This window comes from Sphingomonas sp. STIS6.2 (assembly GCF_000732685.2).
Taxonomy (GTDB): Bacteria; Pseudomonadota; Alphaproteobacteria; order Sphingomonadales; family Sphingomonadaceae; genus Sphingomonas; species Sphingomonas aerolata.
In genome coordinates, this window is sequence record NZ_JPDP02000159.1 from 387427 (window position 1) to 413459 (window position 26033).

17 protein-coding genes and 1 tRNA gene are annotated in these 26033 nt (G+C 66.6%); 10 read left to right on the top strand and 8 right to left on the bottom strand.

What is annotated here, in order from left to right:
• Nucleotides 1-25 precede the first annotated feature (25 nt).
• The gene (locus sphst_RS16650) at nucleotides 26-1129 is read left to right on the top strand and encodes an NADH:flavin oxidoreductase/NADH oxidase (RefSeq protein ID WP_107045850.1); all 1104 of its coding nucleotides are present in this window, start codon (nucleotides 26-28) and stop codon (nucleotides 1127-1129) included.
• A 45-nt stretch (nucleotides 1130-1174) separates the two neighbouring features.
• Here sphst_RS16650 and sphst_RS16655 read toward each other — a convergent pair whose 3' ends face one another.
• Together sphst_RS16655 and sphst_RS16660 are read right to left on the bottom strand one after the other, a co-directional pair.
• Nucleotides 1175-1972 (bottom strand): glucose 1-dehydrogenase, encoded by a 798-nt coding sequence (locus sphst_RS16655; protein ID WP_031394847.1) that lies wholly within the window; start codon nucleotides 1970-1972, stop codon nucleotides 1175-1177.
• Nucleotides 1973-2055: 83 nt separating this feature from the next.
• Complete coding sequence (locus sphst_RS16660) at nucleotides 2056-2322, bottom strand: hypothetical protein (protein WP_031394846.1); 267 nt, start codon at nucleotides 2320-2322, stop codon at nucleotides 2056-2058.
• Between the two features lie 148 nt (nucleotides 2323-2470).
• Between sphst_RS16660 and sphst_RS16665 the strand changes: the two genes are divergently transcribed.
• Together sphst_RS16665 and sphst_RS16670 are read left to right on the top strand one after the other, a co-directional pair.
• A tRNA-Ser gene (locus tag sphst_RS16665) sits at nucleotides 2471-2560 on the top strand.
• A gap of 310 nt (nucleotides 2561-2870) precedes the next feature.
• Entirely contained in the window at nucleotides 2871-4637 is a 1767-nt protein-coding gene (locus tag sphst_RS16670) for a tetratricopeptide repeat protein (protein WP_159043689.1), read from the top strand.
• Nucleotides 4638-4732: 95 nt separating this feature from the next.
• On the opposite strand, the gene sphst_RS16675 is transcribed toward sphst_RS16670, so the two are convergent.
• Complete coding sequence (locus sphst_RS16675) at nucleotides 4733-7813, bottom strand: TonB-dependent receptor plug domain-containing protein (RefSeq protein ID WP_234387719.1); 3081 nt, start codon at nucleotides 7811-7813, stop codon at nucleotides 4733-4735.
• A gap of 609 nt (nucleotides 7814-8422) precedes the next feature.
• Here sphst_RS16675 and sphst_RS16680 point away from each other — a divergent pair.
• Nucleotides 8423-11872 (top strand): amidohydrolase family protein, encoded by a 3450-nt coding sequence (locus sphst_RS16680; RefSeq protein WP_107045852.1) that lies wholly within the window; start codon nucleotides 8423-8425, stop codon nucleotides 11870-11872.
• 37 nt (nucleotides 11873-11909) lie between these two features.
• Here the strand turns inward: sphst_RS16680 and sphst_RS16685 are convergent, their stop codons facing one another.
• On the bottom strand, nucleotides 11910-14453 hold the full coding sequence (locus sphst_RS16685) for a PepSY domain-containing protein (protein ID WP_107045853.1): 2544 nt from the start codon (nucleotides 14451-14453) through the stop codon (nucleotides 11910-11912).
• 185 nt (nucleotides 14454-14638) lie between these two features.
• Between sphst_RS16685 and sphst_RS16690 the strand changes: the two genes are divergently transcribed.
• Nucleotides 14639-15949, top strand: a complete 1311-nt coding sequence (locus sphst_RS16690; RefSeq protein ID WP_031394589.1) for a metal-dependent hydrolase family protein — start codon at nucleotides 14639-14641, stop codon at nucleotides 15947-15949.
• A gap of 52 nt (nucleotides 15950-16001) precedes the next feature.
• On the opposite strand, the gene sphst_RS16695 is transcribed toward sphst_RS16690, so the two are convergent.
• Nucleotides 16002-16337, bottom strand: a complete 336-nt coding sequence (locus sphst_RS16695; RefSeq protein ID WP_031394590.1) for a hypothetical protein — start codon at nucleotides 16335-16337, stop codon at nucleotides 16002-16004.
• A gap of 196 nt (nucleotides 16338-16533) precedes the next feature.
• Here sphst_RS16695 and sphst_RS16700 point away from each other — a divergent pair, with 196 nt between their 5' ends.
• The 4 genes from sphst_RS16700 to sphst_RS16715 are packed head-to-tail and all read left to right on the top strand — an operon-like array spanning nucleotide 16534 to nucleotide 20877.
• Complete coding sequence (locus tag sphst_RS16700) at nucleotides 16534-17685, top strand: fumarylacetoacetate hydrolase family protein (protein ID WP_031394591.1); 1152 nt, start codon at nucleotides 16534-16536, stop codon at nucleotides 17683-17685.
• The gene (locus sphst_RS16705) at nucleotides 17682-18494 is read left to right on the top strand and encodes an SDR family NAD(P)-dependent oxidoreductase (RefSeq protein ID WP_051916430.1); all 813 of its coding nucleotides are present in this window, start codon (nucleotides 17682-17684) and stop codon (nucleotides 18492-18494) included. Before sphst_RS16700 ends, sphst_RS16705 begins: the two co-directional genes overlap by 4 nt.
• Nucleotides 18495-18497: 3 nt before the next feature.
• Nucleotides 18498-19376: an SMP-30/gluconolactonase/LRE family protein gene (locus tag sphst_RS16710; protein WP_031394593.1), complete on the top strand. Its 879-nt coding sequence runs from the start codon at nucleotides 18498-18500 to the stop codon at nucleotides 19374-19376.
• A 55-nt stretch (nucleotides 19377-19431) separates the two neighbouring features.
• Entirely contained in the window at nucleotides 19432-20877 is a 1446-nt protein-coding gene (locus tag sphst_RS16715; protein WP_031394594.1) for a sugar porter family MFS transporter, read from the top strand.
• A 79-nt stretch (nucleotides 20878-20956) separates the two neighbouring features.
• Here the strand turns inward: sphst_RS16715 and sphst_RS16720 are convergent, their stop codons facing one another.
• Nucleotides 20957-22735: an IlvD/Edd family dehydratase gene (locus sphst_RS16720; protein WP_031394595.1), complete on the bottom strand. Its 1779-nt coding sequence runs from the start codon at nucleotides 22733-22735 to the stop codon at nucleotides 20957-20959.
• 337 nt (nucleotides 22736-23072) lie between these two features.
• Here sphst_RS16720 and sphst_RS16725 point away from each other — a divergent pair, with 337 nt between their 5' ends.
• A complete protein-coding gene (locus sphst_RS16725) occupies nucleotides 23073-23489 on the top strand; it encodes a globin domain-containing protein (protein WP_031394596.1) in 417 nt (138 codons plus the stop codon).
• Nucleotides 23490-23526: 37 nt separating this feature from the next.
• On the opposite strand, the gene sphst_RS16730 is transcribed toward sphst_RS16725, so the two are convergent.
• Both sphst_RS16730 and manD read right to left on the bottom strand, forming a co-directional pair.
• On the bottom strand, nucleotides 23527-24828 hold the full coding sequence (locus sphst_RS16730) for an MFS transporter (RefSeq protein WP_234387720.1): 1302 nt from the start codon (nucleotides 24826-24828) through the stop codon (nucleotides 23527-23529).
• Nucleotides 24816-26027: a D-mannonate dehydratase ManD gene (gene manD, locus sphst_RS16735; RefSeq protein ID WP_107045854.1), complete on the bottom strand. Its 1212-nt coding sequence runs from the start codon at nucleotides 26025-26027 to the stop codon at nucleotides 24816-24818. The genes sphst_RS16730 and manD overlap by 13 nt, the downstream gene beginning before the upstream one ends.
• Nucleotides 26028-26033 lie beyond the last annotated feature (6 nt).

Here is a 26033-nt window from a genome sequence, read left to right on the forward strand (position 1 = left end):
TCCCCATCGATACGGCCGTTTCCGCATGAGCGGTCCGCAGCTCTTCACGCAGTTCAAGGTCGGCAAGCTCGATCTCGCCAACCGGATCGTCATCGCGCCGATGTGCCAATATTCGGCGGTCGACGGCTGCATGACCGACTGGCACCTGATCCATCTCGGGCATCTTGCGCTGTCGGGCGCGGCCCTGATGATGCTCGAAGCCGCCGCGGTGACGCCCGAGGGGCGGATCACCTACGGCGATGTCGGGCTGTATGACGATGCGAGCGAGGCGGCGATCGCGCGGACACTCGAGAGCGTGCGCCGCTGGTCGGACATGCCGATCGGCATCCAGCTGTCGCATGCCGGACGCAAGGCGTCGTGCGAAGTCCCATGGAAGGGCGGCGGGCAGATCGCGCCGGGCGCCGACAAGGGATGGCAGACCGAAGCCCCCTCCCCGGCCGGTTTCCTGCCCGACGATACGCCGCCGACGGCGCTCGATCTCGAGGGGCTGGCGCGACTGCGCGACGCGTTTGCCGCCGCGGCGACGCGCGCGGCACGGCTCGGGATCGATGCGATCCAGCTGCACGCCGCGCACGGCTATCTGCTCCACCAGTTCCTCTCGCCCTTGGCCAACCATCGCGACGACGATTATGGCGGCAGCCTCGAAAACCGGATGCGCTTCCCGCTCGAAGTCTATGACGCGGTCCGCGCCGCTTTCCCGGCGGATCGCCCGGTGACGATGCGCGTATCGGGCACCGACTGGGTCGAGGGTGGCTGGGACGGCGAACAAACCGTCGCCTTCGCAAAGGCGCTCGAGGCTCGCGGGTGCGACGCGATCCACGTCTCGAGCGGGGGCCTCAGCCCGGACCAGCAGATCCCGGTCGGGCCAAGCTATCAGGTCCCGCTGGCGCGTCAGGTCAAGCAGGCGGTCGGGATCCCCGTCGTCGCGGTCGGGCTGATCACCGACTATGAACAGGCCGAGGCGATCATCGGGACCGGTGACGCCGATCTCGTCGCGCTCGCCCGGACCCTTCTCTACGATCCACGCTGGCCGTGGCACGCCGCCGCACATCTCGGCGGCCATGTGAAGGCGCCCAACCAGTATCTCCGCTCACAGCCACGCCAGTACAAGGACCTGTTCCAGGCCTGACGCGAGCCGCGACCCTCGCGGGTCGCGGCAATGTCTCCAGCGCGGTCAGCCGTTGTCGCGGAAACCGGGATACAGGCTCATCCCGCCGTCGACGGTCAGCGTCGATCCGATGATATAGTCCGCGGCATCGGACACCAGGAACAGCGCCGCACGCGCGACATCGTCGGGTTCGCCGATCCGTCCATAGGGGATGAGTTCAAGCAGCGCGTCGGCGGCATCGCCCTTGGTCGCATCGGCGTTGATGTCGGTCGCGATCGCGCCGGGCGCCAGCGCATTGACCCGGATCCGCTCCTGCGCGACCTCCTGTGCCAGCGTGCGCATCAGCATCCCGCTGCCGCCCTTCGACGCTGCATAGTTAGCATGCCCCGCCCAGGGGATCGTCTCGTGCACCGAACTCATGAACAGGATCTTGCCGATCGCCCGGCCAAAGCCGCGATCACCCTGCGCGCGGAAGCGGCGTACCGCCTCGCGCGAAACGAGGAACTGACCGGTCAGGTTGACGTCGATGACGCGGCTCCAGTCCGCGAGCGTCATGTCCGCATAGCCCGCGTCCTTCTGCATGCCGGCATTGGCGAACACGACATCGACGCCGCCGAACCGCGACACGGTCTCGTCGAACAGCCGAAGGACGGCATCCTCGTCCGCGGTATCGGCCTGGCAGGAGAATGCCTCGCCCCCGCCTGCAACGATCCGCGCGACCACGTCGTCCGCCGCCTCGCGATTGCTGTTGTAATTGACCGCGACGCGCGCGCCGGCCTGCGCGAAGAGCAGAGCGGCGGCGCGTCCGAGGCCGGAGCTTGCGCCGGTGACGATAGCGGTCTGTCCGGAGAGATCGATGTGCATGGGGCTCGCTTTCGCTAGACTGTCAGGAGTTGCGTCCCCAACGCCCGCCCTGCCAAAGCTATCCGTCTGCCCCCACGGGGCGGCTAGTCGTCCAGCGTGTCCGCCGTCCGGAGCGCGCGGACATAGGCCTGCGCAGCCTGTTGCTCGGCCGCGCTCTTGAACGCGTCACGCGGGTCGGGCGCATCGCCGAGCGTCGCCAGCACGGCCCACAGCGCAAACCGCCGGCCGGTCTCGCGCTCGGTCCCGAACGCGATCCGGACGCGCTCGAGACCGTCATCGATCGCGATCGTATCCAGCGTATCGAGATCGGTCGTGCCGAAATAATGGGTGAGCATCGCGTCGAGATCCATGACGCAGCGCTGCCCGAGCCGTGCGATCGTGGCAAGCCATGTCGAACGGTCGGCCCCCTCCGTGCGAAAGAGTTGCGCAACGCTCCACCCCGACCTAGATGCCGGTCGCACACGCCCCTCCGCCATTGCGGCGGCGCGGATGCGGTGCGGAAGAGTGTCCGAGTGGTTTAAGGAACTGGTCTTGAAAACCAGCGTAGGGGTAACTCTACCGTGGGTTCGAATCCCACCTCTTCCGCCAATGCTACGTTTCATCTTGCCTCACACGGGTACCTAACGACGCCCAAGTCCGGTTTCCGGCGTGTTCGCATCCCCGGAGACCCCAATCGGCTCATAAACGGCTTAATCAAATCGGAGCCACTTTCGGGGCACCGCGTGATCCCGAAGGTCCAGAATGGGGTGAGAAGCAGACATTCTTACAGACGGCGCCTGAAGGTCGTCTGTAGCTATACCCTGGTCTCGGAATGACTTGATTTCGGGTTCGATCAGGAGCTTCATGTACATCCGAATGCTTTGAGGTAATGCGGGGCTTCAGACAAATGAAGCGGTGGTTGCTCTTCATCCTGGGTGTGGCCGTCAGCGTCCCGGCGCAGGCGCAGCTTGCGGCACCGGTGAAGAATGGCGACTCGACCATCGTCGTCACGGGCAACCGAAGCCGCGAGTCGAAGGTGGAGTTGAGCGAGTGGCGAATGGCGGAAACGCCGCACGTCGTCGTTTTCAGTCAGGGCGACGAAACGGCATTGCGACGCACCGCGCACAATCTCGAAAAGCTCCACTTCCTGCTCTCGGTCCTGCATGGCCGGGTGGATCAGCCTGACGAGACGATCAAGATCGCCGTGACGATGATCGGCGATGTCGCATCGTTCGAACGGCTTCGACTGACCGACCTGCGCTGGCAATATGGTCCCTTCCCGCAGGCGTTCGAAAAGACGATCTTCTATGATCCGCGTGATGAAGGGTCGGTGCTCGCAACGACCGAGGAGGGCGTAAACCTGGTTCTTCAGCCCTCCGTCGGCCGCAAGACGAGCCGCAATTGCACGCGCGGGCGGGACAGAAACCCTCCAATCGTTGATTACTACATAAGCCCCAGGGTGACAGCGACCGGACAGCCGACGTACGACGTGAACCAGATTCTCGAACAGCTTCCAGTGAACGAGATCGCCTTTTGCCAATGGGCCGAATCCCGCGTCTATGCAGCCTTTGCCCAGAACTACCTGATGACCTATTTTCCGGCAGCGTATCCGCGCTGGTATCTTCAGGGGTTCGGAGAATTGTTCGCGACGATGGAAGCCGGCGACGACTTCGTCGAATATGGCCACCTTCCGCCTGGCTACGCGAAGGTCATGCATCATTACGGTCTGTATCCGGTCACGCACATCCTCGATGGGCGCTATCTCTCGGGCAAGGGTCGGGCCTGGACGCCCTATCACGCATGGCGGCTGGTCCACCTTCTGTATTTCTCCGAGGAGTGGAAGCCGCGGCTTCACGGCTATCTGAACGCCCTGGCACGGGGTGACGACTTGCAGACCGCCGCGAGCGCCCTTGGCGATCCGAGCCAGTTCCAAAGCGCCGTGACCGCCTACCGAGGCCGCAAATTACAGGCTGAGAAGATGGCCTTCCCGGCCGATCGCGCGCCGGAACCCAGCATCCGACGTCTGACCCGGGCGGAGGCCGGGCTGATCCGTGGCCGGCTTGAACTCGGCGCGCGGATCGAGGTGCCCGACGCTGGCCCCGATCGCGAGAAGGCGCTCGCGCGACGTTCCGCGTGGATCGACCGGCTTCGCGACAACGCGACACGCTTCCCCGCCCTGACCGAAAACCATCTGCTCCTGGCCGAGGCCGAATGCCGCACCGGCAATCCCGAAGCCTGTCTTGATGCCGCCGAACGGGCGATTGCACAGTCACCGACGGAAACACGCGCGCTGGTGTGGAAAGGCACGGCGCTGACGCAGCTGGCTGTGCGCGCTCCCGCCGTCGAACGTCGGCAGCGGCTTGCAGACGCGAGACGTTTCATCGTCAGGGCCAACCGCCTGGACCCGGAGAGCAGCCTCGCGCTGATCGCGTATCACGACAGCTTTGCAACGGCGGGCCAGCAGGCCCCGGATGTCGCGGTGGAGGGGCTGTACAAGATCGTTCAGTCTGCGCCCGCCGCGCCCGGTCCGAGACTGAAACTCGGTGAGGAGCTGATCGCCCGCGACCTTCGGGGTGAAGCGCGCAAAATGCTGCTGCCGGTCGCCAAAGGGCCGTTCTCAACGCCCGAACAACCCGCCGCCGCCGCTTTGCTGTCGCCAGCGGGAGCGACGGAGCCGGGGCGTTAGCGGCTGCTAAAATCTGGCGTTCGCAGACCGTAGCGCATTTCGAAAAATCGCCGGGGTCCCGATCCGGACCTCGGCGATCACATCAGTCGGTCGCGTTACAGCCGCAGCGAGACACCCGCCACGAGCTGCCGGCCGAGCAGGTCATACCCCATCACGGTATTGCCGCGCAGCAGACCGATCCGCGAACGGCTGTCCGGAATGAGCGGCGGATCGCGGTCGAAGATATTGTTGGCGGCCAGCCGGAACGTCATCTGCTTGTTGATGTCGAAGCTGAGCGCGACGTCGATCCAGTTGTACGAACCGACACCCGGATATTGATCGCGCCGGGCGCTCGCGTCCTGGGCGGGGATGCCGGTGTCCTCGGGCGCATAGATGTCGAGCGGCATCGCGCCGCGGTGGCGCCAGTTGACCGACAGGCTGGTCGTGCTGTCAGGCGCGGTCCAGGTGGTGCGGAGCTGGTGCTTCCAGCGCGGCATGCTCTCGCCGCAGAGATTGCCGAAATACCCCACGCAGTCGCGCGGTTCGATCGTCGGCGACGATTGCGAGCCGACGCGGGTCATCAGCGTCCCGTTGAAGCTCATGTCGAGCCGGCCGACGCCGCCCAGGCCGACATTATACTGCCCCTGGAAATCCCAGCCATGCGACTGCGACTTGTAGCCATTGGCCGAGCCGCGGGCCACCCAACCTGTCGACGGACTGGTCGCAGGCGAGCTCGAGAGCGTGCCGGTGCCAGGATTGCGGACGATGCCGCGGCAGAAGTATTCGTTCCCGGTCGCGAGACACTCGCCGATGATGTTCTGCGGCTGGAGAAAGTCGAGCTGGTCCTTCAGATCGATCAGCCAGCGGTCAATCGACACCGTCAGGCCGGGTATGAAGCGTGGGCGCAGCACGACGCCGAACGTCTTGGTAAAAGCGCTTTCGGGCGTCAGATTGAACCCGCCCTCGCGCACGGTGCACCGATCGTCAGGGCAGATCAGCGAGGCACTGCCATAGAGATTGTCGGCAAGGCCGGTGTTACGGCATTGCTGCAACGTCGCGGACGGCGCCAGTCGCGCGCCGTTGGGGTTCGACGGATCGATCCGCGGTGCGCAGGGATCGGCATAGAAGCCTTGGTTCCAGAAGATGTTGGCGGCCCCCTGCGCGGTGCTGACACCCGGTGCGGCCTGGGACTTGTTGTACGAGGCGCGCAGCGTGATGTCCGCCACCGGCGACCAGAGCCCCTCGACCTTCCAGGTATCGAACTTGCCGGCGAGCCGGTTGTACTGCGACACGCGGTAGCCGGCGTTGACCTGCAACAGCTCGGCGAAGCGGCGATGTTCGATCAGCGGTGCCTGCACCTCGGCATTCGCTTCGAGGATGCTTTGCGTGAAGCGCTGGTTCTCGCCGCCATTGTTCTGCTGGAAGATCTCGTTGACGATGGTGCGTTCCATTTCCTCGCGATATTCCGCGCCCAGCGCGATCGCGATGCCCTGGTCCGCGAGTGGCGAGGTAATGCCGTATCGGCCCAGATCGCCGCTGACGGTGCCGACGAACTGCAACAGGCGCGGAATGCGCGTGCTGATCCCGCCGGTCGCGCCACCGTAGAGATACTGGTTGAGCGCCGCATCCTGGTTGAACGGCGCGAACGCGTTGAAGGGCACGCAGGACGGATCGGTCCCGTTGACGACCGCACGACAGGTCGGCGTGCCGTTGACCCGAACGACGTCGAGCGAACGATTGATGTTCTCGAAGCGCGCGAACGGCACGTCGATGGTGTCGAGGCGCGCGCGCGAGATCATGCCCGCGACATCGTACGACCACACGTCGTCAAAGCCGCGCCCGCGCAGCCCTGCGACGATACGATAGCCCTCATTGGTGAAGCGCTGCCGCACCAGTGGCAGCCCGTCGAAGCGATAGCGGACGTCGATCGGCGCATATTGTCCGGCAACACCGGCGTTGGCGCCGCACAGATCCTGTGCCTGCGAGGACGACAGGAACGCGTTGTCGCAATTCACGCGGAACGGGTCCGAGCCGTACGCACCGAAGTTGAAGGTGCGGTTGAGCTGGGTGTTGTAGGATTTGTCGCGGTAGAACAGCCCGTTGCCGTACAACTCGATGTCGTCGGTGATCTTGGCAGTCAGGAAACCGCCAAGGTTGACGCGGTTGAACGCGCGCTGGACCGCCCAATTGTCATAGGGGTTGGCAGACGAGCCCTGCGGCCCGCTGTTGATCGGGATGAAGGTCCCGTTGCCGTTGGGATTGTTGACCAGGATCTGCCCGGCGCGCGGCCCCGACTGCGGAATGATCGTACCGGCGGGCGTGAAGCTTGCACGCGAACAACCGAGCGGCGAGGTGTTGGTCGGCTGGACCGCCTCGCAGACCGAATAGGAGCGATCGACCAGCTCGATCGGATTGGACTGGCGGTAGTTGATGAACCCGGTGAGGTTCACCCGGTCGTTAAACAAATTGGTACCCGCCGCCAGGCTGACATCCGAACGACCACCGTCATTGGTCAATCCGCGCTTGGCGGCGAAACCCGCGCGACCTGCCGCCTCGGTGACCGCGTTGCTGCCATTGTCGTGATTGTAGAAGCTGTAGTTCGCGTCGAGCCGGATGCCTTCGAAATTCTTCTTCAGCACGAAGTTGACGACGCCCGACACCGCGTCGGATCCGTAAACGGACGAGGCACCGCCGGTGAGCACGTCGATTCGCTCGACCAGCGCGTTGGGGATGATGCCGACGTCGACCGTGTTGGCCAGTCCCATGCGGAGGCCGTCGATCAGCGTCAGCGTGCGCTCATAGCCCAGGCTGCGTAGCTTGATGCGCTGACGACCTTCGGAATCGCTGAAATTCTGTTCCGAGTTCACCTGCACCTGCGGCAGGCGGTTCAGCACCTCCTCGATCGTCGTCGCGCCCTGTGCCGCGATTTCCGCGGCGGTCGTCGTCACGATCGGTGCGGCGGACCGGTTGTTCGGCCGCGCGATGCGCGTGCCGGTCACGACGATATCCGACGCTTCCCGCCGATCGCCGGTGCGTTCGGCATCTGCGGCGAGCTTGGCGGAGGCGACGGGATCGCCGATCGCCGTCTGGCTTTCCTGCGCAGCATCGCCCGCGCCTGTATCCGACGCCTGGGCCGGCATCGCAAACAACGCCGCGACGCAACATGTCGTAGTCAGAAACCCTTTGAACAGCACCATTCTATCACCCCCCATGTTGCCGATCGGGTCACATGGATGGTGATGCATCGTATCGATTGCTGCCGACCCTGTTCGGAAGCGTTCGATGAACAACAGGACGCGCTTTCATCGGGATCTGTCGCCCCGTGACCTTGCTGACCTTGTTCGGCATTACCATCCGGACCCTCGGACAGGCACATGCTGTCACGTCCCAAATATCAAAACAATACCAATAATTTCAGAAATGACACGCGGTATGGATTTTGTGTCGTAACGGTCTCAATCGGTATCAATGACAGGACTTTGCGTTCCTCAGACCGCACCATTCCGCTTCCGTTGCGAGTCCGTCCGCCATGGAATAGTATCCGCTGGGGTCATTGCTATCGGTCGTCGGTCAACGCGCCAAAAGCGCAAGCAAAGCGGAGAAACTTGCTTGTGACGCGACGCTCTAGACCCGGCGTGACGTGCTCTCGCCTTCCATCCACTCGCGACCGGCGAAGATCACGTCCGAGACCGGTACAAAGCGGAGCGGCGACGACAGGACAAGAAGCGACCCGATAAAAGAGATTTGCGAGTGACGATCGCGATCAATCGGTTAGACCCTGCCGCACAAGGGGAGATCTCTACACCATGAAGCACCGCGCACTGACCGCCATCGCACTCTGCCTCGTCGCCACCGAACTGTCCGCACAGACCACGCCGCCACCAGCCACCAAGCCCGTCGAACGGACCCAGGCGCCCGAGAATCAGGCGACGGCGCCCACCCCCGCGACGACCCGCGCCGACCCCAATCCGTCGCCCCAGCCCGTCGCCGCAGCCCCGGTCACTGCCGCCGTGCCCGCCAATGCGTCGGCTGCCACATCGAAATCGTCCGCCAAGCCGCCGGTCTGGGACGTCATGCAGCCGCGCGGACTGAAGACGCGCGAGGTCGCCCTGCATGTCGACGAGGGCAGCTGGATGAACGTCGACGTCTCGCCCGACGGCCAGCTGATCGCCTTCGATCTGCTCGGCGACCTCTACACCATGCCGATCACGGGCGGCACGCCGCGACGCATCGCCGAGGGGCTGGCGTTCGAGCATCAGCCGCGCTTCTCACCCGACGGCCGCCGCATCGCCTTCACGTCGGACCGCGGCGGTGGCGACAATATCTGGGTGATGAACGTCGACGGCAGCGACAAGCGCCAGGTGACGAACGAGGATTTCCGCCTGCTCAACCAGCCGAGCTGGAGCCCGGACGGCCGGTTCATCGCCGCGAAGAAGCATTTCACGACCGGCCGCTCGCTCGGCACGGGCGAGATCTGGCTCTATCACGTCTCGGGCGGCGGCGGCGTCCAGCTGGTCAAACGCGCGAGCGAGGTTCTGCAGAAGGAACTGGGCGAGCCGATCTACGCGCCCGATGGCAAGAGCATCTTCTACACGCGCAACATCTCGCCCGGCCCGATCTTCGAATATGCGCAGAATTCGCGCACCGACCTGTTCGACATCGAACGCTATGACGTCGACAGCGGGGAGGTCAGCACCGCGGTCTCCGGGGTCGGCGGCTCGGTCCGGCCGACCCCGTCGCGTGACGGCAAGCGGATCGCCTTTGTCCGGCGCGAGAACAACGTCACCAAATTATGGGTGAAGGACTTCGCGACCGGGGTCGAACGGATGATCTATGGTCCGCTCGACCGCGACGTGCAGGAGACATGGGCGGTGACGGGCGTCTATCCCGACATGGCCTGGACGCCGGGCGACACGGCGATCGTCTTCTGGGCGGGGGGCAAGCTGCGCCGGGTGGCCCCCGACGGCTCGGGCGCGGCGGTCATCCCGTTCCGCATCGACGATACGCGCGTCATCGTCGATGCGGTCCATCCGCAGGTCGCGGTCGCACCCGACCGGTTCGCGACGAAGATGCCGCGCTGGGCCAGTGTGTCGCCCGATGGCCGCACCGTCGTGTTCGAGACGCTCGGCAAGCTCTGGACCAAGCCCGTTGCGGGCGGCACCGCGACCCGGCTGACGCGCGGCGCGGACGAATTCGAACTGTTCCCAAGCTGGTCGCGCGACGGTCGTCAGATCGTGTTCGTCGGCTGGACGGATGCCGGACTCGGCCAGATCCGGACGATCGCGGCAGGCGGCGGCTCGCCCCGCACCGTCACGACCGTCGCCGGCCATTATCGCCGCCCGCGCTTTTCACCCGACGCGCGCTCGATCGTGTTCGAACAGGGCCCCGGCGGCGGGCTGACCGCGGCGCGGGGCAATCCCGACGCCGGGGCCTACCGCGTCGCCGCCAGCGGCGGTGCGCCGGTGCGGATCGCCAAGGAGGCGAGCGGCCCGCAATTCGGGGCGGCGAACGACCGCGTCTTCCTGATGGCGACCGAGAAGGACAAGCGCCAGCTGATCAGCACCGACCTCAACGGACAGGACCGCCGCGTCCATGCCTCGGGCGAGCTGGTCAATGACTATCAGATCTCACCACAGGGCGATTACGTCGCCTTCCGTCAGAATTACGAGGCGTTCGTGATGCCGCTGATGCCGGGACGCCAGGCGGTCGAGACCGATGCCAAGGGCGGCCCCCTGCCCGTCACCCGCGTCAGTGGCGACGGTGCGGACTTCATCAACTGGTCGAACGACGGCCGGCAGATCCACTGGAGCGCGGGCCCGACGCTCTACACGGCCGAGACCGCGGCGCTGTTCCGCGCGGTGCCGACGCCGAAGGGTGAGGACGCGCCGAAGTTCGTCGCGCCGCGCACCGGCACCTCGCTGTCGATGGACATCGCCGCCGCCAAGCCTGACGCGACGGTGGCGCTGACCGGCGCACGCGTCGTGACGATGGCGAAGGCCGATGGCGGGATCATCGACGATGCGACGATCCTGATCCGCGGCGACCGCATCGTCGCGGTCGGGCCACGAGCCACGGTCGCCATTCCCGCAGGCGCGAAGACCGTCGATCTGGCGGGCAAGACGGTCATCCCCGGGCTGGTCGACGCGCATGCGCATGGTCCGCAGGGTGAGGACGAGATCGTCCCCCAGCAGAACTGGTCGGCGATGGCGAACCTCGCGCTCGGCACCACGACGATCCACGATCCGTCGTCGCGCTCCGCCGAAATCTTCCCGGCGGCCGAGATGCAGCAGGCCGGCATGCTGCTCGCACCGCGCACCTTCTCGACCGGCGAGATCGTCTATGGCGCCAAGGCGCCCGACGTCTATGCGCAGATCGACACCTATGAGGACGCGCTCGCCGTCGTCCGCCGCCTCAAGGCGCAGGGCGCACGCAGCGTGAAGAACTATAACCAGCCACGCCGCGAGCAGCGCCAGATGGTCGTGGCGGCAGCGCAGGCGGAAGGCATGGAGGTCGTGCCCGAGGGCGGCTCGCTCTTCACGCTCGACATGAGCCTGGTGCAGGACGGCAATTCCACGGTCGAGCACAATGTTCCGCTCGAGCATTTCTACGCAGATGTGGTCGATCTCTGGTCACAGACGACGGTCGGCTACACGCCGACGCTCGTGGTTGCCTATGGCGGGCCGGCGGGCGATCCCTATTGGCGCGCGCACAGCGACGTGTGGCGGCATCCGCTGCTCGCCCGCCATGCGCCGCCGGCACTGCTCGCGGCGCAGAATGCGCGGCGCGAGATCGCGCCCGAGGAGGATTATGTCGATGGCGCGACCGCACGCGAGGCGCGCAAGCTCGCGGTCAAGGGCGTACCCGTGGCGATCGGCGCGCACGGCCAGCAGCCGGGGCTTGGCGCGCATTGGGAGCTGTGGAGCTTCGTCCGGGGCGGGTTCAGCCCAATCGAGGCGCTGCGTGCGGGTACGATCGAATCGGCACGATCGCTGGGATACGCCAAGGACGTCGGCTCGCTCGAACCCGGCAAGCTCGCCGATCTGGTCGTGCTGACCGCCGACCCGACAAGCGACATCCGCAACAGCGACAAGGTCGCGCAGGTGATGCTCGGCGGCCGCCTTTATGATGCGGCGACGCTGAACGAGACGATCACCGGCACGCGCAAGCGCCAGGCCTATTGGTGGGAGGGCGGCAGCGCGGGCGCCGATACGGGCGCACGCATCACCGTCGGCCACGGACACGGGGATGTCGACTGACATCCCCAATCGGAACCGGCGCTGAGGTCGACAGCGATTAGTAGATGTCGCGGCGGTACAGCCCGGCCTCGCTCATCGCCTCGACCCGGTCGTCGCCGAGGATGATCCGAAGTTCGGCATCGACCGCGCCGGCCATTCCGACGAGACTGCCGCAGACATAGATCGCCGCCCCGCGGTTCGCCCAGTCGAGCATCCGGTCGGCCTGTTCCGCGACCAGCGCCTGGACATAACGTTCGCATCCGGCATCGCGCGAGAAGGCTCGGTCGATCCGCTCGAGTGTACCCACAATGTGCAGCGCTTCGAGCTCGGCCGCGAGGGGACGATCGGATGCGCTGCTGCGTTCGCCATAGAGCAGCCAGGCGGGCGCGCCGCCGGTCCGCGCCCGCTCGCGAAGATGCGCCATCAGCCCGGCGAGGCCGGTGCCGTTGCCGATCAGCACGAGCGGGGTCGCCGGATCCATCGGTGTCGCAAACCCCGGATTGGCACGAAGCCGTATGGCGATAGGATCACCGATCGACGCCACTTCCGTCAGCCACCCCGAGCCGATGCCGAGCCCGCCATCGGCTGCGGGACATTGCCGCACAAGCAGTTCGACGCGGCCCGACTCTGGTAGCGACGCGACCGAATATTCGCGATGCGCAAGCGGCGGTAGCGCCAACGGATCCCGCCCCCCGGCCTCGAACGTCGCCGGATCGGGCAGCGTCGCCCTGGCGAGTGCGACCGCGACCCGGCCGTCGTCGACGATCCCGCAATCGGCTAGGAACCGCGCGACGCGGGCCGGATCGTGACGCGGCTCGATCTCGGCGATCGCGCCCGGTGCCCAGCGCGTGCCCGCGGGAATGCCGAGTTCGACCCGGTACATCGGCGCGCCCGGGCTGTCGGGATTGAGCCATGTTCGTGCGACCAGCGGCCAGGCGGCATAGTCCGCCGGCTGCCAGTCAGCCTGCGCCGGATCCGCGCCGATCGCGTGAAGCTGTTGCTGCCACTGGCGTTCGCCGTCCGCATCGGCCGCATCGAGCTCGATCCGGTCGAACAGGCGCTGCGCCCCACTGGCATGCAGCCATGCGTCGACGCGCTGACCAAAGGCGCAATAGTCGGGATATTCGCGGTCGCCCAGCGCCAGCACCGCGTAGCGGACCCCGTCGAGATCGGCCGGCGCGGCCATGACGCGGCGCTCGAACGCCCGCGCGGTGTCCGGCGCATCGCCCTCGCCATAGGTCGCCACGACGAACAGGACGGTGCCGGCATCGCGCAGATCGGCCGGCGACACCGTCGCCAGCGGTCGGATCGCAGCACCCGGGAACGCCGCAGCGCTGAGGCGTGCGAGACGCTCGGCGGTGCCGGTCTGCGACGCGTGGACGACCAGCACGCCGGGTCGGTCCGCCCCCCCGTTGTCGGCCGAGGCCGTTACCACGACCGCCGCGAGCGCCCGCTTGGTCCGCCGTCGGCCCAGATACAGCAGCAGGCCGGTGACCGTGAACAGCGGCATCGTCAGGCTCGTCAGGAACAGCGCGATCCGCCCGGGCAGACCGAAGAATGCCCCCGTGTGGAGCGGATAGATACTGGTCGCGATCGTCTCGCCGACGCCGCGCTCGGCGTAGCGCTCCGCCTTGGTCAGCGCGCCGCTGCGCGCGTCGAAGCGGAGCTCGTCGGTCATACGGTCGAACCGCGCGCCGATCGGCACCATCCGCATCGTCACGGGCGCCGGGCCCTGCGGGACCGTTATCGTCACCCGGTCGAAACGCGAACCCTCGCTACGCCGGAACCCCGCCCAGGCCGGGGCGATCGGTCGCGACTCTTCCGTCACCTCACCCCGGTCGCCGCGACGGCCACCCGGCGCGCGCCCCTCGCGCCCGCCACGTTCGGGCCGCTCGGTCGTACCGGTCAGCATGTACCGCGCGCCCCGCTGATACCAGTCATAGGACCACCAGAGGCCGGTCGCCGCACTCAGCAGGTAGAAGACGAGCACCCAGCCGCCGATCACCGCATGAAGCGCGCGGTACAGGTTGCGTCCGGTCTTGCGCAGGTCGAGCACGAACCAGGCGCGCCAGTCGAGCGGGTGGCGCGGCCAGCGCAGATACAGCCCCGACACCGCAAAGAAGACGAGCGCCAGCGCGGACAGGCCGGTCAGCTGACTGCCGATGCCGTTGCGTCCGCCCGGCAGCGCGAGCCAGCGATGCAGGTTCTCGATCGTGCGGAACACCCCCGCGCCGGTGGCGGTGCCGAGCAACCGGCCGGTTCGCGGGTCGATATAGCTGCGCTCGCCACCGCGCTGGCCCTTCTTCGCGGCGAAGCGCACCTGCGCCGCGAGGGTTGGATCGCGCGCGATCGTCAGATCCTGCACCCGCTTGCCCCCGCGCTGCGCGGATGCGGCCCGGACCAGAGCATCAGGTGACAGCCTTGCCACATCGCCCGCCCCACTTGGCAGCGGTGCGAGGGTCACCACGCCCGGGCTGAGCGCCGCCATGATCTCGTCCTCGAACGCCATCGCGGCGCCGGTCACGCCCATCAGTGCGAGCACGAAACCCGCGGTAATCCCCAGAAACCAGTGCATCTGGAACAGCACGCGGCGCAGCGTCATTGCGCGCAGTCTCGAACGATCATCATCTGTCTTCAGCCCCCCAAATCACAGATGCCGCACTATCACGTATTGCTATTGGTTCTCAAGTGCAGCTTTGAGCGGGTGTTGGCGGACGGTTGTCGTCACGCATCGACGCTTGCCCGGAGGTCGCGGATCGGCAAGCATGGACCAAAGGGGAGAGACACATGAAGACCGCGATACTGGTCGCGCTGGCTGCGGCGACCACAATTCCGGCCGACGCACAAACGGCGCCACCAGCTGTGACCTATATCCAGGCCGGCACACTGCTCGATCGTCCGGGCCAGGCGCCGCGCGGCGCGACCACGATCATCGTCCGCGACGGCAAGATCGTCGCGCTACGCGACGGGTTCGTGGCGCCGGAGGCGGGCGCGACACTCGTCGACCTGCGCACCGCGTTCGTCATGCCGGGCATGGTCGACATGCACGTCCATCTCTGGGGCATCGGCGGCGACCCGATGCGCGCGCGGCTCGAGGCGATGACCCGCGACCGGTTCGATGACGAGATGACAGCGGTCGCCAATGCACGGCAGACGCTCGCCGCAGGTTTCACCTCGGTCCGCGATCTTGGCGGCGATCCGCGCGGCATCCGTGCTTTGCGTGACGCGATCGACGCGGGCGCGATCGAAGGGCCGAGCATCACCAATGCCGGCGAGATGATCTCCGTCACCGGCGGGCACGGCGATGGCGGCAACGGCCTCGCCGAGGAATTCGCCGATATGGTCCATGGTCGCGAGGTCAATGTCTGCAACGGGCCCGACGACTGCCGCCGCGCGGTCCGGGCGCAGGTTGCGCTCGGTGCGCGTGTCATCAAGTTCGCGGCGACCGGCGGCGTGCTGTCGAACGTCAGCGGCGGCCTTGGCCGGGCGATGACCCCGGACGAAATGCGCGCGATCATCGACACTGCGCACATGCTCGGCCGCAAGGTCGCGGCGCACAGCCACGCGACCGAAGGAACCCGCGCCGCGCTCGAGGCGGGGGTCGATTCGATCGAACACGGCACGTTTCTCGACGACGAGACGATCCGTCTCTTCAAGACCAGGGGCGCCTATCTGGTGCCGACCGAGATCGCACCGGTCGCGGCACTCGCCCAGGCACGCGGCGGCGCCCTGCCCCCGGCCACCATCGTCAAGGCGGAGTCCGCCGCCGCAGCCATGGCCGCCAGCCATCGCCGTGCCTATGCGGCCGGCGTCAAGGTCGCCTTCGGAACGGATACCGGCGTGTCGAAGCACGGCGACAATGCGACCGAATTCGCGCTGCTCGTGCAAAACGGCCTTACCCCGGCACAAGCCATCGCCGCAGCGACGAGCGGCGCGGCGGATCTGCTTGGGCGGGACGATATTGGCACGCTCGCGCCCGGCAAGACCGCGGACATCATCGCGGTGCGGGGGTCCCCGCTCGACGACGTGAACCGGCTCACGCATGTCGATTTCGTCATGCACCGCGGAGTCGTGGCGAAGGCGGTCGCGGCGAAGTGATCGTCACGCGGCGGCGGCCCTTGTGCATCGAGCGCACCGCCGCCGCAGCGGCTCAGGCGGTCAGTTGACGACGCCGGATCTCGCCGAGCAGCGCTTCGGCGGCGGGGTCGCCGACCTCGCCCTCCGTCGCGCGATAGGCCGCGATCACATCCGCATCCGACGCATCGGCCAGCAGCCCACGGACCTCGGCGTCGAACGCATCGACCTCACCCGCTGCAGCATCGGCGGCGTCGTCGCTGCTGATCGCCGGTGCGTCGGCAGGCGACGGTTCATGCGCCATGATCGCGTCCTGCTTGAACACGTCAAAGGCGTCTGCGGCCTCGTCACGCTCGACAAAGGCGATCTTGAGCGAGGTGAGCAGATCGAGCTGCGATGCGATATTTTCCATATGCTCACGGTAGGCACAGGCCCGCGAATGGCAAGCGCGATCGCGTCTCAACGGGACAAGTCCGTCGCTCGCTGGCCACGGCGCGCCGCTCGTCCCGAAGCGGGGCAGCCTATTGTACGATCAATCTCGTCCGCGTCTCTTGACGATCGGGCAATGGCCTATACGATAGCGGTAACATGAGTGGAGAGGGAAATTGATGTCGCATATCGCCGCGCCGGTCCTGTCGGCGTTGCCTGCGGACTGGCGCAACGCGCTGCTGCTTGGCCGGGTTGATCTCGGCGAAGGTCCCACGCCGATATTGGTCAGCCGCGGTGAAGTCTTCGACATGTCCCGCGTCGCACCGACCGTGTCCGCGCTCGTCGCGGGCGGCACGTTCGACACGGCAGCCGGCCAGTCGCTGGGCACGCTCGAATCGCTCGACCTGTCCGCGGCGGTCGATGCCCCTGCGCGCCTGCTGAGCCCGATCGACCTGCAATGCGTCAAGGCCGCCGGCGTGACGTTCGCGGTGTCCGCGATCGAGCGCGTCATCGAGGAGCGTGCGCGGGGCGATGCCTCCAAGGCCGTTGAAGTGCGTGGCCGGCTCGAAGCCCGGATCGGCGGCAGCGTCCGTTCGGTCGTGCCGGGCTCCGCCGAGGCGGCGGCGCTCAAGGCGGCGCTGATCGAGGACGGGATGTGGTCGCAATATCTCGAGGTCGCGATCGGCCCCGATGCGGAGATCTTCACCAAGAGCCCGACGCTCTCGACCGTCGGCTGGGGTGGCCCGATCGGGATCCGGTCCGATTCGACGTGGAACAACCCCGAACCCGAAGTCGTGCTGCTAGTCGATGCAGACGGCGCGATCGTCGGCGCGACGCTCGGCAACGACGTCAACCTGCGCGATTTCGAGGGCCGCTCCGCACTGCTGCTGAGCAAGGCCAAGGATAATAACGCCTCCTGCTCGATCGGGCCGTTCATCCGCCTGTTCGACGAAGGCTTCTCGCTCGACGACGTCCGCGCGAGCGACGTGACGCTCAAGATCGAGGGCGAGGACGGCTATGTGCTCGACGGGCATAGCTCGATGCGCGAGATCAGCCGCGACCCGACCGATCTCGTCACGCAGGCGATGAGCGAGCATCATTATCCGGACGGCTTCGTCCTGTTCCTCGGCACGCTGTTCGCGCCCACCAAGGACCGCGACGAGCCCGGCCGCGGCTTCACGCACAAGATGGGCGACGTCGTCACCATCTCGAACCCGAAGCTCGGCGCTTTGGTGAACCGTGTCACCACCTCGCGCGATGCGCCCGCATGGACGCTGGGCATCGGCGGCCTGATGGCCAATCTCGCGCATCGCAAACTTCTCGACGCATGACCTACGATCAGACGGAGACTCCCGTGTTGCAGCAGACCAGCGCCGGTGAAGGCCGCGCCATCTATCCCAGTCTTGCCGGCAAGCGGGTCCTCGTGACCGGCGGAGGCTCGGGCATCGGCGCGGGTCTGGTCGAGGCGTTTGTCACCCAGGGTGCGCGCGTCGCGTTCGTCGACGTCGCCGACGAACCCAGCCAGGCGCTGCTCGAACGCCTCGCGGTCGATGCGGCCCATGTGCCGATCTATCATCGCTGCGACCTGACCGACATCGATCAGCTTAAGGACGTTTTCGGTAAGCTCGAGCAGGCGCTCGGCGGGATCGACATCCTGATTAACAATGCGGGCAATGACGACCGGCACGGCGTCGACGAGGTCACGCCCGCTTATTGGGACGAGCGGCTGAACGTCAATCTTCGGCACCAGTTCTTTGCAGCCCAGGCCGTCGTCCCTGCGATGAAGCGCGCCGGCGGCGGCACGATCCTCAACTTCGGTTCGATCAGCTGGCATCTCGCGCTGCCCGACCTGGTCCTGTACCAGACGTGCAAGGCAGCGATCGAGGGCCTGACGCGCGGCCTCGCACGCGACCTCGGCCGCGACGGCATCCGCGTCAACACGATCGTCCCGGGCAATGTCCAGACGCCGCGCCAGGAGAAATGGTACACGCCCGAGGGGGAGGCGGAGATCGTCGCCGCCCAGTGCCTCGACGGCCGGATCCAGCCGATCGACGTCGCAGCACTCGTGCTGTTCCTCGCGTCGGACGATGCGCGGATGTGCACCGGGCACGATTATTTCATCGATGCGGGCTGGCGCTGAACCATGGATAGCGAAGCCCGTCTGCTCGCCTCGGTCGGCGCCGAGCTTGGTGAAGGCCCGGTCTGGTCGGCGCGCGACAAGGCGCTGTGGTTCGTCGATATCAAGGCGCCCTGCGTCTATCGATATGATCCCGCGTCGCATGCGCTCGATCGCTTCGACGCGCCATCGCATGTCGGCTGGATCCTTCCCGCACAGGACGGCCTGTGGGTCGCCGGGCTCGCCAAGGGCCTCCACCGCTTCGATCCGCGCGACGGCAGCTTCACGCTGATGAACGGCATCGAGGCGGACCTGCCCGACAACCGCCTCAACGACGCCGCGGTCGATCCCGCCGGCAGGATCTGGTTCGGGTCGATGGACAACAAGGAAGTCCACCCGACCGGGCATATCTATCAGTGGCACCGCGGCGCCGTCAGCAGGACCACCGTGTCGCCCGTCGTGATCACCAACGGCCCCGCTATCTCGCCCGACGGGCGCACCGCCTATCTGGTTGATACGCTGGGCCTGTCGATCGCCGCGCACCCGATCGGTCTCGACGGCACGATCGGCGCGGGTCGCCCCTTCCTCAAGTTCGACGCGTGCAAGGGCTATCCCGACGGTGCGATCTGCGATGCCGGCGGTGGCGTGTGGGTCGGCTTTTACGGCGGCTGGGCGGCGCGACGGTTCGCGCCCGATGGCACGATGACCGACGAAGTGCGCTTTCCCGTCTCGAACGTCACCAAGATCGCGCTGGGCGGCGACGATGGTCGCACCGCCTTTGCGACGACCGCGCGACAGGGACTGTCGGCAGAGCGCCTCGCCTCGCAACCGCTCGCGGGCGACATCTTCACGTTCCGGACCGACATTGGCGGCATTCCCGTCATGCCGGTCAGCTTGGACCTTTAATCTCTAGACCTTGAACGCGCCAACAGAGCGTGCACCATCAGGAAGGACGTCACTAATGAACGGCACGGCTACAGCCAGGGCCACGGGCTCACCCACCGATGCGGGGGGCGTCAACAGCGCGCTGATCGCCCTCATCGTCGCGGTGGCGACGATCGGGGGCTTCATGTTCGGATATGATTCGGGCGTGATCAACGGCACGCAAAAGGGGATCGAGGCGGCGTTCGACCTCGGCAGACTGGGCATCGGCATCAATGTCGGCGCGATCCTAGTCGGATCGTCGGTCGGCGCATTCGCGGCGGGCCGGCTGTCCGACGTGATCGGCCGTCGCAACACGATGATGCTGGCCGCAATCCTGTTCATCGTCAGTGCGCTCGCAGCGGGGGCGGCGAATTCGTCGCTGCTGTTCATCATCGCGCGGATCATCGGCGGGTTCGGGGTCGGCGCCGCCAGCGTCACCTCGCCGGTCTATATCTCCGAAGTCGCACCGGCCAATATCCGCGGACGACTGACCAGCATCCAGCAGGTGATGATCATCTCGGGCCTGACCGGCGCGTTCGTCGCCAATTTCGCGCTCGCCCGCTTCGCCGGCGGCTCGACCGCCGAGTTCTGGCTCGGGTATCAGGCCTGGCGCTGGATGTTCTGGCTCCAGGTGATCCCCGCGACGATCTATTTCGTCGCGCTGTTCTTCATCCCGGAAAGCCCGCGTTACCTCGTCGTGAAGGGGCATGACGCCCGCGCCGAAGTGGTGCTGACCCGCCTGTTCGGCGCGGCCGAGGCCCGCCGCAAGGTGGCCGAGATCCGCTCTTCGCTCGCGGTCGATCATCACAAGCCGCGGCTGTCCGATCTGGTCGACAAGACCACCGGCAAGATCCGTCCGATCCTCTGGGCGGGTATCGGTCTGGCGGTGTTCCAGCAGCTCGTCGGCATCAACGTCGTGTTCTATTACGGCGCGACGCTTTGGGAAGCGGTCGGCTTCACCGAGGACAATGCGCTCCAGATCAACATCCTGTCGGGCGTCCTGTCGATCGGTGCCTGCCTCCTGACGATCGCGTTGATCGACCGGATCGGGCGCAAGCCGCTGCTGCTGGTCGGGTCGGCCGGCATGACGGTCACGCTCGGTATCGTTGCCTGGGCCTTCTCGAATGCCGTGCCCGCCGCCTCGGGCGTCGGCGTCACGCTGCCCGGCAATACCGGGCTGATCGCCCTGGTCGCCGCCAATCTCTACGTGATCTTCTTCAACGTCAGTTGGGGGCCGGTGATGTGGGTGATGCTGGGCGAGATGTTCCCGACGCAGATCCGCGGCTCGGCGCTTGCCGTCGCGGGGTTCGCGCAGTGGATCGCCAATGCGCTGATCTCGGTCAGCTTCCCGTCGCTCGTCCTCTCGCCGGGGCTGGCCTTCACCTATCTCGGCTATGCGATCGCCGCGCTCGTCTCGTTCTTCTTCGTCCGCGCCGCGGTCACCGAGACCCGGGGTCGCGAACTCGAAGACATGACCGGCTGAGCCGGACCATGAAAAAGGGCGGGCGGGAGGTGTTCCTCCCGCCCGCCCCATTTCGGCCTGTTGATGGCGCGCTCGGCGCCTAGTGATTGTGCCGCGGCGTCTTCGCGGCAATCCCGCGATACTTCACCGCGAAGTCCAGCACCCCGCCCTGCGCCAGCTGCCCCGTCTTTTCACGGTACAGTTCCTCCCAGGGCGAGTTGCTCGGCGGGATCGGCGGCGCGGGCTCGGTCTTGCGACGGGCGATCTCGTCTGCATCCACCAGCGCGTCGCAGGTCCCCGCGACCAGATCGATCCGGATCATATCGCCGTCGCGCAGCCAGGCGAGTCCGCCACCGACCGCGCTTTCGGGCGACACGTTGAGGATCGACGGGCTGTCCGACGTGCCCGACTGGCGTCCGTCGCCCAACGTCGGCAACGTCAGGATCCCCTGCTGGATCAGGGCGTCTGGCGGCTGCATGTTGACCACCTCGGCCGATCCGGGCCAGCCTATCGGACCGGATCCGCGGATCACCAGGATGCACCGCTCGTCGATCCCCAGCGCGGGGTCGTTGATGCGGTGGTGATAATCGTCCGACCCGTCGAACACGACCGCGCGGGCCTCGAACCGGTTCTCGGCGCCTGGCGTCGACAGATAACGCGCGCGGAAGGAGTCGGAGATCACCGACGTCTTCATGATCGCATGATCGAACAGATTGCCCTTGAGCACCAGGAACCCGGCATGCTCCATCAACGGGGCGTCGAGGGTGCGGATCATCTCCCGGTCCCGCGTCACCCGCCCCGTCAGATTGTCGCCCAGGCTCTGCCCCGTGATCGTCAGGCAGCTCGTGTCGAGCAGTTCCGACTCCGCCAGTTCGTGCATCACCGCAGGCACCCCGCCCGCGCGGTGAAAGCGCTCGCCGAGATACTTGCCCGCCGGCTGCATGTTGACGATCAGCGGCACGTCATAGCCGTGCGTCGACCAGTCGCTCATGTCGAGCGCGACCCCCGCATGCTGCGCCATCGCCATGATGTGCGGCTGCGCATTGCTCGATCCGCCGATCGCGCTGACGACGCGGATCGCGTTCAGAAAGGCTTCGCGCGTCAGGATCTTCGACGGGCGAAGATCCTCATACGCCATGTCGACGATCCGGCGTCCGGTCTCGAACGCCATCTGGCCGCGTTCGCGGTACGGCGCGGGGATCGCGGCGCATCCGGTCAGCGACATGCCGAGCGCCTCGGCGACGGCATTCATCGTCGAGGCCGTCCCCATCGTGTTGCAATGTCCGGCGGATGGCGCGCTGTCGGTGGCGCGGGCCAAGAACTCCTCCTCGTCGATCTCGCCCGCGGCCAGCTTGCGCCGGCTGCGCCAGATCACCGTGCCCGAGCCGACCAGCTCGCCGTCATGCCATCCGTCGAGCATCGGCCCGCCCGACAGGACGATCGCGGGAATGTCGACGGTCGACACCGCCATGATCCCCGCGGGGGTCGTCTTGTCGCATCCGGTGGTCAGCACGACCGCGTCGATCGGATAGCCGTACAGCGTCTCGACCAGCGTCATATAGGCGAGGTTACGATCGAGCGCGGCGGTCGGGCGACGGCAATTTTCGAAGATCGGGATCGTCGGAAATTCCATCGGGATCCCGCCCGCCGCAATGATGCCGTCGCGCGTTCGCTTGGCGAGCTCGACATGGATGCGGTTGCAGGGCGACAGGTCGCTGCCGGTCTGCGCAATCCCGATGATCGGCTTGCCACAGCGCAGCTCGGCGGGCGTGAGCCCGTAGTTCATGAAGCGTTCGAGATAGAGCGCCGTCATGTCCGAGCGGGCGGGGTCGGCGAACCAGTCGCGCGAACGAAACGGCCGAGCCGGTACGCGATCCAAAGCTTCTCTCCTCCAAGTCAATCCGATAGCGCTACCTTTACCTGCCGAACAGTCAAGCTCGGCGCGACACTTGGCGACGAAACAGCCGCCGCACCGGGATCGCCGTACGACGATTTGAGGTTCGCGCCGATTGTAACACGCGTGCAACATGGCGGATTGACGCTCGATCGTGAAGCTGTTGAAACCGGTACATAATCGTGCGGGTCGGGAGAGCCGGAATGCGACAGGTCACAGGCATGTATGCCATATCGCCACGATCGCCGTCGGGCGAGCCGTGTGTCGGACGCTCCATCCTAGGGCCACGCCGGTCGGCCGGCATCCTGGTGAACCTCGTCCGGTGACACCGCGGCAGATCGATCTCGTCCGCGACAGCTTCGTCCATATCCTGTTCGCGGCGGACGAAGCCTCGACGATCTTCTACGACCGAGTGTTCGCGCTCGCCCCGGAATCCCGCGCGCTGTTCACGAACGACCGCATTGTCCAGGGCAGGCTCTTCATGCAGACGCTCGCCAAGATCGTCACCGGGCTGACCGCGTTCGAGGCGATGCGTCCTGAACTGAGGGCGCTGGGCCGACGCCATGTCGCGTATGGCGCCAAGGATCATCACTACGCCATCATCGGCGACTCGTTGCGCCATGTCGTCGCGCATTTCGCCGGCGCGGACTTCGATCCTGATACCGACCGGGCCTGGCAGGACGCCTATGATCTGGTCGCGCGGGTGATGATCGAAGCGAGCCACGAGCACCACGTCTAGCGGGTCCGGACGGGCCGCGAAGCACGCGCCGCCGGCATCACCCCAAGCGGTCCGGGGGCACCGGCGCATAGCGCGGCACGACGAGGTGGATGACGGCGAGCGCGACGAGATAGGCGCAGGCCGCGACGATGAAGATCGGTTGATAGCTGCCGACGGTCTCGAGGATGCGACCCGCGAACTTCGCCATCAGCATGCCTCCGATCGCGCCCGAAAGGCCCCCCAGCCCCACCACCGACCCCGTCGCCCAGCGCGGCAGCAGGTCGCCCGGCAGGGCGTAGAGATTCGCCGAGAACCCCTGGTGCCCGGCACAGGCCACGCCGATCATCAGCACCGCCCACCACATGCTCGGTACCTGGGTTGCGAACGCGATCGGCACCGCACACAGGGCGCAGGCGAACATCGCGGTCTTGCGCGCGCGATTGACGCTGTAGCCGCGCCCGATCAGCCGCGACGAGAACCAGCCGCCCGCCACCGACCCGACATCGGCGAGCAGATAGACCGCGATCAGCGGCGGACCGAAGGCGAGCATCGTCACGCCATATTGCCGGTTGAAGAAGTCCGGCAGCCAGAACAGGAACGTCCACCACACCGGGTCGATGAGGAATCGCCCGAGGATATAGGCCCAGGTCTGGCGTTGCCGCAGCAGCGTCCGCCACGCGACGGGCCGACCGGGTTCGACCGGCTCGCTCTCGATATAGGCGAGCTCCTCGGCCGTGACCCGGGGATGCTCGCGGGGGCGGCGGTAGAAGCCGAGCCAGACGATCAGCCATATGAGCGTGAGCAGCCCGGTCAGGATGAACGCCCAGCGCCAGCCCATCGTCACCGCGATGATCGGCACCAGCAACGGCGTGAGGATCGCGCCGACGTTCGACCCTGCGTTGAAGATGCCGATCGCAAGCGCCCGCTCGCGCCGCGGAAACCATTCGTTGGTCGCGGCGATCGCGGCGGGGAAGGTCCCGGCCTCGCCGAGCGCGAGCGGAATCCGCGCGAGGATCATCCCGCTGGTCGAGGTGAAGAAGACGTGGCCGACATGGCCAAGCGTCCACAGCGCCACCGCGAGCGCATACCCGATCCGCGCGCCGAGCCGGTCGATCAGCCGGCCGAAGACGAGATAGCTCAGCCCGTACGCCGCCTGAAACCAGATGGCGAGATCAGCATAGCCCGTCTCGCTCCAGCCATAGCGTTGCTGCAGATCAGGCTTGAGCGTCGGCAGGACGAGCCGGTCGACATAGCTCAGCACCACCGCCGCGAACAGCAGCGCGCAGACGACCCACCGGACCCGGCCCCGCGGTTTCTCGACCTCGGCGGGGCTCGATCCGTCGGCGCTCACCAGTTGCACAGCGTGCCGTCTTCCAGCCGCGCGACCAGATCATAGGCGCGTCGATAGTCATGGGTTTCGGCCAGCGCCTCGTCGATGTCGACGCCGAGGCCCGGCGCCTCCCCCGGATGCATCATGCCTGCATCGAAGCGATAGGCATGCGGAAAGACCGCGTCGGTCTCGTCCGTGTGCGGCATATGCTCCTGGATCCCAAAATTGGGGACGGAGAGCCCGAAGTGCAGCGCCGCCGCCATCGCCACGGGAGAAAGGTCGGTCGCGCCGTGGCACCCGGTCCGGATATGATAGAGGTCGGCGAGCGCGGCGATCCGGCGCAGATGCGTGATACCGCCCGCATGCACGACGGTGGCGCGGATATAGTCGATCAGCTGGTGCTCGATCAGGTCCTTGGCGTCCCAAATCGAATTGAACACCTCGCCCACCGCGATCGGCGTCGTCGTGTGATGCCGGATCAGCTTGAACGCCTCCTGGTTCTCGGCAGGCGTCGGGTCCTCCATCCAGAACAGGTTATAGGGTTCGAGCGCCTTGCCGAGACGCGCCGCCTCGATCGGGGTGAGCCGGTGATGGATATCGTGGAGCAGGTGGACGTCCCAGCCCATCGCCTCGCGCGCCGCCTTGAACAGCTCGGGGACGACGCGGAGGTATTTCTCGGTCGACCACACGCTCTCGCTCGGCAGATCCGCATCGGCGGGTTCGTAGCGTGCGCCGTGCTTGGCGACGCCATAGGTCGAGGCGAGCCCGGGCACGCCGCATTGCAGCCGGATCGCCTTGTAGCCCTTGGCCTGTTCCGCCTTCGCGACCGCGATCGTGTCGTCGATCGTCGTGCCATTGGCGTGCGCATAGACCATGCACGCGTCGCGCGCGGCGCCGCCGAGCAGCTGATAGACGGGCATTCCCGCCAGCTTGCCCTTGATGTCCCACAGAGCCGTGTCGACCGCGGCGATCGCCGCCATCGTCACCGGGCCACGCCGCCAATAGGCGCCCTTGTAGAGAAACTGCCAGACGTCCTCGATCCGATGCGCGTCGCGACCGATCAGGCAGGGCACGACATGATCGCTGAGATAGCTCGCGACGCTGAGTTCGCGACCGTTGAGCGTCGCGTCGCCGAGCCCGGTGGTGCCGTCGTCGCACTCGATCTTGAGGGTGACGAAATTGCGCCCGGGGCATGTCACGATGACGCGGGCATTGACGATCCTGGGCATGACGAT

What these genes read in the sequence shown, in the direction of transcription:
- sphst_RS16650 (WP_107045850.1), top strand. Translation starts at nt 26, where the DNA reads ATGAGCGGTCCGCAGCTCTTCACGCAGTTCAAGGTCGGCAAGCTCGAT.
- sphst_RS16655 (WP_031394847.1), bottom strand. Translation starts at nt 1,972, where the DNA reads ATGCACATCGATCTCTCCGGACAGACCGCTATCGTCACCGGCGCAAGC.
- sphst_RS16660 (WP_031394846.1), bottom strand. Translation starts at nt 2,322, where the DNA reads ATGGATCTCGACGCGATGCTCACCCATTATTTCGGCACGACCGATCTC.
- sphst_RS16675 (WP_234387719.1), bottom strand. Translation starts at nt 7,813, where the DNA reads ATGGTGCTGTTCAAAGGGTTTCTGACTACGACATGTTGCGTCGCGGCG.
- sphst_RS16680 (WP_107045852.1), top strand. Translation starts at nt 8,423, where the DNA reads ATGAAGCACCGCGCACTGACCGCCATCGCACTCTGCCTCGTCGCCACC.
- sphst_RS16685 (WP_107045853.1), bottom strand. Translation starts at nt 14,453, where the DNA reads ATGACGCTGCGCCGCGTGCTGTTCCAGATGCACTGGTTTCTGGGGATT.
- sphst_RS16690 (WP_031394589.1), top strand. Translation starts at nt 14,639, where the DNA reads ATGAAGACCGCGATACTGGTCGCGCTGGCTGCGGCGACCACAATTCCG.
- sphst_RS16695 (WP_031394590.1), bottom strand. Translation starts at nt 16,337, where the DNA reads ATGGAAAATATCGCATCGCAGCTCGATCTGCTCACCTCGCTCAAGATC.
- sphst_RS16700 (WP_031394591.1), top strand. Translation starts at nt 16,534, where the DNA reads ATGTCGCATATCGCCGCGCCGGTCCTGTCGGCGTTGCCTGCGGACTGG.
- sphst_RS16705 (WP_051916430.1), top strand. Translation starts at nt 17,682, where the DNA reads ATGACCTACGATCAGACGGAGACTCCCGTGTTGCAGCAGACCAGCGCC.
- sphst_RS16710 (WP_031394593.1), top strand. Translation starts at nt 18,498, where the DNA reads ATGGATAGCGAAGCCCGTCTGCTCGCCTCGGTCGGCGCCGAGCTTGGT.
- sphst_RS16715 (WP_031394594.1), top strand. Translation starts at nt 19,432, where the DNA reads ATGAACGGCACGGCTACAGCCAGGGCCACGGGCTCACCCACCGATGCG.
- manD (WP_107045854.1), bottom strand. Translation starts at nt 26,027, where the DNA reads ATGCCCAGGATCGTCAATGCCCGCGTCATCGTGACATGCCCCGGGCGC.